This window comes from Bradyrhizobium sp. 31Argb, assembly GCF_043638955.1.
Classification (GTDB): Bacteria; Pseudomonadota; Alphaproteobacteria; order Rhizobiales; family Xanthobacteraceae; genus Bradyrhizobium.
This window is the reverse complement of record NZ_JBEGDB010000344.1, coordinates 1-7,393: the sequence shown is the minus strand read 5'-3', so window position 1 is coordinate 7,393 and position 7,393 is coordinate 1. Positions and strand designations below refer to the sequence as shown.

The 7,393-nt window shown below is 63.1% G+C and carries 7 protein-coding genes; 2 read left to right on the top strand and 5 right to left on the bottom strand.

Annotation, left to right across the window (positions count from 1 at the left end):
- Positions 1-330 precede the first annotated feature (330 nt).
- The 3 genes from AAFX91_RS36815 to AAFX91_RS36805 form a co-directional block, all read right to left on the bottom strand.
- A complete protein-coding gene (locus AAFX91_RS36815) occupies positions 331-549 on the bottom strand; it encodes a hypothetical protein (RefSeq protein ID WP_245476739.1) in 219 nt (72 codons plus the stop codon).
- 116 nt (positions 550-665) lie between these two features.
- A complete protein-coding gene (locus AAFX91_RS36810; RefSeq protein WP_130583200.1) occupies positions 666-872 on the bottom strand; it encodes a type II toxin-antitoxin system HicB family antitoxin in 207 nt (68 codons plus the stop codon).
- An 11-nt stretch (positions 873-883) separates the two neighbouring features.
- Positions 884-1,861: a magnesium transporter CorA family protein gene (locus AAFX91_RS36805; protein WP_130583199.1), complete on the bottom strand. Its 978-nt coding sequence runs from the start codon at positions 1,859-1,861 to the stop codon at positions 884-886.
- Positions 1,862-2,205: 344 nt separating this feature from the next.
- On the opposite strand from AAFX91_RS36805, the gene AAFX91_RS36800 reads away from it, so the two are divergent.
- Complete coding sequence (locus tag AAFX91_RS36800; protein ID WP_394569781.1) at positions 2,206-2,886, top strand: L,D-transpeptidase; 681 nt, start codon at positions 2,206-2,208, stop codon at positions 2,884-2,886.
- A gap of 20 nt (positions 2,887-2,906) precedes the next feature.
- Here AAFX91_RS36800 and AAFX91_RS36795 read toward each other — a convergent pair whose 3' ends face one another.
- Entirely contained in the window at positions 2,907-4,112 is a 1,206-nt protein-coding gene (locus AAFX91_RS36795; protein ID WP_394569780.1) for an extensin family protein, read from the bottom strand.
- Between the two features lie 82 nt (positions 4,113-4,194).
- Between AAFX91_RS36795 and AAFX91_RS36790 the strand changes: the two genes are divergently transcribed.
- A complete protein-coding gene (locus AAFX91_RS36790) occupies positions 4,195-5,823 on the top strand; it encodes a fatty-acid--CoA ligase (RefSeq protein WP_282529651.1) in 1,629 nt (542 codons plus the stop codon).
- Positions 5,824-6,328: 505 nt separating this feature from the next.
- Here the strand turns inward: AAFX91_RS36790 and AAFX91_RS36785 are convergent.
- Entirely contained in the window at positions 6,329-7,291 is a 963-nt protein-coding gene (locus AAFX91_RS36785; RefSeq protein ID WP_394569779.1) for a hypothetical protein, read from the bottom strand.
- Positions 7,292-7,393: the final 102 nt, after the last annotated feature.

Genomic DNA, 7,393 nt, shown 5'->3' with positions numbered 1-7,393 from the left:
AGCAGACCTGAACGAAACGAGAATTGTGTTACCCATGTCGTCGGTTTGAAGTGTTACCCATGTCGCCGGTTGCTCAGCGCCCTCGCGGCGCCAGTTGATGCGCCATCTCCCCTTGTGGGAGAGGGCAGCTCCGCCATCACCACCAGGCTCATTCGGGTGAGGGGTTCTCTCCACGTGTACCGCCGCCCGTTCGCGGGGAGCGAGCGCGGCTGCAATTTCAAGCTTATCGGATCATGCGTAACGAACGAGGGCACGAAGCAATCCAGACCGTTTCCGCCGTCGACCTCTGGATTGCTTTGCTTGCACTCGTTAGGCGGCCCTCCTGGCCTGTCAATCCGCGTAGAACTTTCGCGGTTTCTCAACGACTCGCAGCGCGCCGGTGTTGAGCGCGCTCGAGCACTCGTCTTCGTTTTCGCCATCGAGCAGGGCAGCGCCGCAGTGACGGCAGATGCGCGGCGATATCGCCTGCATCTTTCCGACCATGCGGTCCTGCTGATAGCGCGCGAAGTCGATGATGTTACGCCGTGGCGTTATGATCTTCTCAACCATTGCTGTCCCTCCGGCTTGAGGCCGGGGGTTATCGCAGCAAAGTTTCGCTCAAACGTTCAGCGCAACACTCAAATTTTAGCGGAGAATTCGCGGAGGAATTGCGGCAGCTTTGTTGCCTATGTTTCGACGTATTCAGCGATGCTGGTCGGCTCTGGAACCGCAAGGCCATCTGCCCGCAATCCATCAAGATGGAACCTAATGGCCTCGAGGATTTCATTCTCAACGTTCGCAACCGTATCGCCGGTGGCGACGCAGCCTGGCAAATCCGGAACATAGGCGGAATAATTGCCATTCGCCTTCTCGATCAGGACTGCGTAGCGCATCGAGCACGCCCCTAAAGCCACTTCTTCAACTTGAAAAGGTAGTACGGCACGATCGCTGCAATCAGCATCATCACGAGCGCGATCGGATAGCCGTGTGGCCAGTCGAGTTCCGGCATCGCCTTGAAGTTCATGCCGTAGATCGACGCAATCAGCGTCGGCGGCATCAGCACCACGGCCATCACCGAGAACAGCTTGATGATATTGTTCTGCTCGAGGTTGACGACGCCGAGCATCGCATCCAGCACGAAGGTGATCTTGTTGGAGAGATAGGAGGCGTGGTCGGTCAGCGAGGCGACGTCGCGCTGCATGGTCTTGAGCTGCTCGCGCATGTCCTTGGACCATTTGACGCCTTCGATCACCGCCGACATGAAGGTGACGACGCGTCCGATGGAGACCAGGCTTTCGCGCACTTTCGAGGTCAGGTCGCCTTTGCGCCCGATCTCGATCAGGATCTGCGAGTATCGCTTGGCTTGGCCGTGGCGTTCGCTCTCCGGCTCGAAGATGTCGTGGGAGACCTGGTCGATCTCCGACCCGCAGCGCTCCAGGATGTCGGCGCAACGGTCGATCACGGCGTCGAGCAGTTCCGTCAGCACCATCTCGCCGGAGATACCGGGGGCGCAGGACCGCCCAAGCTTGGCCTCGACCAGCGCGAACGGTTTCGGCTGGTCGTAGCGCACGGTCACCAGTCGATGACCAGCCAGGATGAAGGTGACCGCCGTGGTGCGAGGCATGTCGGTGTCGGACTGGCACATCAGCGTCGCGGTCATGTAGCGCGCGCCGTTCTCGATATAGAGCCGGCTGGAAATCTCGATTTCCTGCATGTCTTCGCGGGTCGGCACCGCGATCCCGGCCAGCCGCTCCACGGCGCGGTCCTCCTCGGGGGTGGGCCTGACCATATCGATCCAGACCGCGTTCTCCGGCAAGGCCGCGAGCTCGTTGGAAACGGCCTTTTTCAGCGCGAAGTCGAAAGGAACGAACACCGACAGCATCAGCAACTCCGGAACGGGGCACCGGCGCACCCAACAGGACTAAACTCGATTCTGGCAAGGGCTTCATGACCGGCGCATTAACCGCCCATCCATATTTGTGGCGGCGGAATGGCGCCGGCGCGCCCCGGATTTGGCAACCGTTGCTGATCTGCACAGAAATCGGCCGCCGATGGCAGGACTTGCGGCAAAAAAGCCACAGCAGAGGTTCCGCAACGCGGGATAGGTCTCTAAACGCTGGGAATAGCGGCAGGTTTCGGCAATAATACGATCAATGAGATGATGGAATCGTGGCGATAGGGGCGCTTTTTCGCGCTGCGAACGCAGATTTTCAACGGAAGTGCACGATGTCGTTGCTGAAAGTTACGCTGGGGATTGTGGCCGCCGGCCTGATGTTGTCGGGTTGCATGCAGGCCACAACCTATGAGGCCACCAACGCCGCCATCTTCAAGCCGCGCGACAAGGAGCTGCTGGCGAAGACCACCTACGCGAAAGTTCCGGTCGCCGAGCCGTTCCGCCGCGCCATTGTGGATTACCACCGCAAGGAGGCGCCGGGTTCCATCGTTGTCGACTCCGACAACCACTATCTTTACCTGGTGCAGAAGGACGGCAAGGCGATCCGCTACGGCATCACCGTCGGCGAAGAAGCCATGGCATGGTCCGGCATTGCCAAGGTCGGCAGCAAGACCGAATGGCCGGCCTGGCACCCGACGCCCGGCGAAATCTCCCGGCTCGGCGTTCCGACCTATGTCGCGCCGGGACCTGACAACCCGATGGGTTCGCGCGCGCTCTATCTGTACTCCGGCGGCAAGGACACGCTGTTCCGCATCCACGGCACCAACCAGCCGGAATATATCGGCGCCTCGATATCCTCGGGCTGCATCCGCATGACCAATGAGGACGTGATCGACCTTTATGACCGCGTCGGCGTCGGCACCGTCGTGGTCGTGCTGGAACCGAAGCACGGCGACTCGCCGTTCAATTCGAAGATGGCGCTGCAGGGCGGCGGCAACGCCATGATGCAGTAGTCCGTTCGCGGAAGACGCGATCAAAAGCGCCGGTTTTGCCGGCGCTTTTTTGTTGGCTGCGGTTTGGTCGCTGCACGCTTTAGCTCCGCACCGTCGGAATCGCCGGCATCCCGCTTTGCATCTTCCGACTTCGTCTTTTTCGACTTCTTGTTTTCCGACTTCTTGTTTTCCGGCTTGGACCCATCCGGCTTACTGTCGGTCTTGGAGTCGCTCTCGGCGTCGGCCTTCGGGTTATCCTTGGCTGCGACCTGGCGCGGCGGCGCTTGTTCCGGGCGCTCGGCCGGCAACAGCGGGGCGACGGCGGGCAGCGGGTCCAAGACATCCCACTGGCAGATCCGATAATTATTTCGCCGCTCCATCCGGTCGAGATGGATGTGGTCCTCATGGTAGCCGTCGGAGCCGGGCCCCAGCACGGTCGTGAAGCGGGTGCAGGCCGAATGCAGCACGGTCTCACGCAGATCGCGCGGCACAGTGCGGTCGGTGAGCGAGATCGAGCGGCCGTTCGCGAGCCTGAAGGCGCGGACATCGAGCGCATTGGCGCGGCCATGCTCGGAAAGCTGCGCGCCGGGGACGCCGTTGCGGCCACGGCATTGGAAGGAATCGAGATTGTCGAGCTCGTTGATCGTGCCGCCGAGCCCGGCGGACAGCGGCGCGATGTCGGTACGCACCCACTCGGCGATGGTGGCGGCCATGGTGCAGCGGAGGATCGCGGCCGGCTTCACCGCAACCTTTCGCTTGTCGGGCAGCACGATCGCCTCCAGCCGCACCAGATCATCGCCGCCGCAGCCGCCGTTGCCATGAATGGCGGGGATGCTTGGCGCGATGGCGATCTCCTCCGTCAGCGCCTGCCGGCAGGCTGAGGGCTGCGGCGCGGGAGCCTGCTCGGCAGCCTTGTCGGCGGGAGCCTTATCAGCGGCTTTGCCGTGATCGGCCGGCGGCGCCTTTTCGGCGGCTGCGGGCGGCTCAGGCGGCTTCGCGGCAGGCGCCTCGGCCGGGCGCGGTTTTGGCAACGGCACCACCGCTGCCCGATGGACGGCCCTGTGTGGCCTTGGCCGGGGCGGAGCGAACAGGTCCGGCCAGGGAAACGGGGCCGATCTGCGGGCTGCCATGGCGGGGTCGGCCAATATCCCGAGCAATATGGCTACAGCGGTAATCAGTGCCATTCCGGTGCGGCCAAACGCGCCACAAGTGGATTTTCGGCTTGCTTTCTCCGCGCTACAGTTCATGTCAATTTCATGATTGGACGGCTCGCCATACGATCTGGCTGGCGGGTCATGCGAGGGAAGAACACTGAGGAGGGACGTGCGTATGCTTGGTTTGATGCAAGACTGGCCTTTGCTGTGTCACCGGATTATCGAACATGCAGCGAAGTATCACGGCACACAGGAGGTCGTGACGCGGTCGGTCGAAGGCCCGATCCATCGCACCACCTATGCGGAAATCCATGCGCGCGCGCTGAAGGTCTCGCAGAGCCTGGAGCGCGACGGCATCAAGCTCGGCGATCGTGTCGCCACCATCGCCTGGAACACCTGGCGCCATCTCGAAGTCTGGTATGGCATCATGGGTATCGGCGCGATCTGCCACACCGTCAACCCGCGCCTGTTCCCGGAGCAGATCGCCTGGATCATCAACCACGCCCAGGACCGCGTGGTGATGACCGACCTCACCTTCGTGCCGGTGCTGGAGAAGATCGCCGACAAGCTTCCGAGCGTCGAGCGCTATATCGTGCTGACCGACAAGGCGCACATGCCAGAGACCACGTTGAAGAACGCGGTCGCCTATGAGGACTGGATCGCGGCGTCGGACGGCAAGTTCGAGTGGAAGACGTTCGACGAGAACACCGCAGCGGCGATGTGCTACACGTCGGGCACCACGGGCGACCCCAAAGGCGTATTGTATTCGCACCGTTCCAACGTGCTGCATGCGTTGATGGCCAACAACAAGGATGCGCTGGGCACATCCGCAACCGATACAATGCTGCCGGTGGTGCCGCTGTTCCATGCCAATAGCTGGGGCATCGCTTTTTCCGCGCCCTCGATGGGCACCAAGCTGGTGATGCCAGGGCCGAAGCTCGACGGCGCCTCGGTCTACGAATTGCTCGACACCGAGAAGGTGACCCACACCGCCGGCGTGCCGACGGTGTGGCTGATGCTGCTGCAGCACATGGCCGCCAACAACCTGAAGCTGCCGCATTTGGAGATGGTGATATGCGGCGGCTCGGCGATGCCGCGCTCGATGATCGAGGCCTTCCTCAACATGGGCGTGGAACCCCGCCATGCCTGGGGCATGACCGAGATGAGCCCGATCGGCACCGTCGCGGCGCTGAAACCGCCCTTCGAGGAGCGCACCGGCGAGGAACGGCTCGACGTCCTGCAGACGCAGGGCTACCCGCCGTTCGGCGTCCAGATGAAGATCACCGACGATGCCGGCAAGGAGCTGCCGTGGGACGCCAAGACCTTCGGCCGGCTCAAGGTCTCGGGCCCGTCGATCGCCAAGGCCTATTTCCGCGTCGACGGCAGCATCCTCGACGAACAGGGCTATTTCGACACCGGCGACGTCTCGACGATCGATGCGCACGGCTACATGCGGATCACCGATCGCTCCAAGGACGTGATCAAGTCCGGCGGCGAATGGATCTCGTCGATCGACCTGGAGAACCTCGCGGTCGGCCATCCGGCCGTGGCCGAGGCGGCCGTGATCGGTGTGTTCCATCCGAAGTGGGATGAGCGTCCGCTCCTGATCGTGCAGCTCAAGCAGGGCCAGCAGGCGACGCGCGAGGAGATCCTGAAGTTCATGGACGGCAAGATCGCGAAATGGTGGATGCCCGACGATGTCGTCTTCGTCGAGGGCATTCCGCACACCGCGACCGGCAAGATCCTGAAGACCGCGCTGCGCGATCAGTTCAAGAGCTACAGCCTCCCGACCGCGGCGGCGTAACGAACAGGTTCTCCGTCATGCCCGGGCTTGGCCCGGGCATCCGCGCGGCTTGGCGAGAGCCTCGTACAGACTGTGAGCGAATCCTCTGTCGTCTGGTGTCATTCCGGGATGCGTGCAGAGCACGCAGGCCCGGAATCCATCGGGCCACTGGCGCAGGCGGAGAAATGGATTCTCTGATGTGCAATTGCACATCAGAGTTCGCGCGGAGCCTGTCATCGGGCCGCGCTTTGCGCGGACCCGTTGGCGCGCCCCCGAAATGACAGAGGATAATTCGCGAAATCCCGTAGGGTGGGCAAAGCGACTTCATTCACCGCAGCTCAAACGAGCGCCGGTGGAAGCGTGCCCACCATCACGAGCGGAGTGATCATCGTGGGCACGCTTCCGCCTTCGCTCTTCGAGCTACGGCGGACAAGTCGCTTTGCCCATCCTACAGCCGGCGCAAGTTGATGCGCCCTCTCCCGATATCGTCGAGATTCACGGGCGCGTGCGGGGTGCGGTGCAGGGATCAGCGGATGGGCGCGAGCGCATCAAGCTGGCGCTGAGCTTCGGGTTCGCCCCATTCTTTCGCTTTTTGATACCAGTTGCGGGCCTGCGCGAGGTCCGCGAGCGGGCCACTGGCGCCCAATTGCTTGAGCACGATCGGGTCGTAAGTCCGGGCGAGGAGCAGCGCGGCGCGCGCGTCTCGTGCTTCGGCGGCGCGCAGCAGCAATAGCCTCGCCGCCACGATGTCGCCGCTGGCGAGCAAATCCTGTCCGCGCTTGACGACAACAGAAATTTCCTTCGGATCCAGATTGCGCACGGTGTCCATCTGCGGCGGCGGGGAAGCGGCTGCAGGCCGAGCCGGCGCCGCAGCCACGACAGCCGCCGGTGGCTGCGCCGCGACGCTGGCAGCGGGTTTCCAGGAAAGCCGGATCGAACTACCCACGAGCGCCGCACCGTCGCCGTCACGCAATTCTACCGTCACCACCATCTGGCCGACGAAGCCGTCCGGCGGAATGACCGACACGGCGGAAATCTCCGACGCGGGCACGCGCCACTCGTTGGCGGCGACGCGCTTGCCAGCCGTCAGCCGCGCGCCGGCTGGCAATCCACCGATGGCAATGACGGCACCAGGAGGGGGAGCACTCACGCGCACCCCGAGCGGCAGCGGCTCGTCGGCGAGTCCGCTGCTGTCTTCCACGGCGAAGGTCGCAGCCCGCTTGCGTTGCGGCGCCGGAAAGAGCGAGGTCTTGAGCGACTGCCAGGAAGAGGCGATCGATGCGATGGCGTTCGACCGAACCCCAGGACTTTGCGACGCCGGAATCGCCATGACGAGGATCATCGCGATGCCTGCCGCAACCGCTGCCGCGATCGCGAACCTCGCTCCCACGCGGAGCAGCGCACGCCTTCCCGAGTTGCGGAGGACGGATGGCACCTCGATAGGCTCCATCGCTTCCTGCATGGCTTGGGCGACGGCCTTGGTGAACATTTCCGAATGGTCGCGACGTCGAGGCTTGAAATGGACCCGCGGAGCGGGACCGCTTGAACCGGTTTGTTAGTTGGAAACTGACCGCTCCTGATCCCTTTCTAT

Excerpts from the sequence above, each read along its gene's own strand:
- AAFX91_RS36795 (WP_394569780.1), bottom strand. The coding sequence starts at position 4,112 with ATGAACTGTAGCGCGGAGAAAGCAAGCCGAAAATCCACTTGTGGCGCG.
- AAFX91_RS36785 (WP_394569779.1), bottom strand. The coding sequence starts at position 7,291 with ATGTTCACCAAGGCCGTCGCCCAAGCCATGCAGGAAGCGATGGAGCCT.
- AAFX91_RS36790 (WP_282529651.1), top strand. The coding sequence starts at position 4,195 with ATGCTTGGTTTGATGCAAGACTGGCCTTTGCTGTGTCACCGGATTATC.
- AAFX91_RS36805 (WP_130583199.1), bottom strand. The coding sequence starts at position 1,861 with ATGCTGTCGGTGTTCGTTCCTTTCGACTTCGCGCTGAAAAAGGCCGTT.
- AAFX91_RS36810 (WP_130583200.1), bottom strand. The coding sequence starts at position 872 with ATGCGCTACGCAGTCCTGATCGAGAAGGCGAATGGCAATTATTCCGCC.
- AAFX91_RS36815 (WP_245476739.1), bottom strand. The coding sequence starts at position 549 with ATGGTTGAGAAGATCATAACGCCACGGCGTAACATCATCGACTTCGCG.
- AAFX91_RS36800 (WP_394569781.1), top strand. The coding sequence starts at position 2,206 with ATGTCGTTGCTGAAAGTTACGCTGGGGATTGTGGCCGCCGGCCTGATG.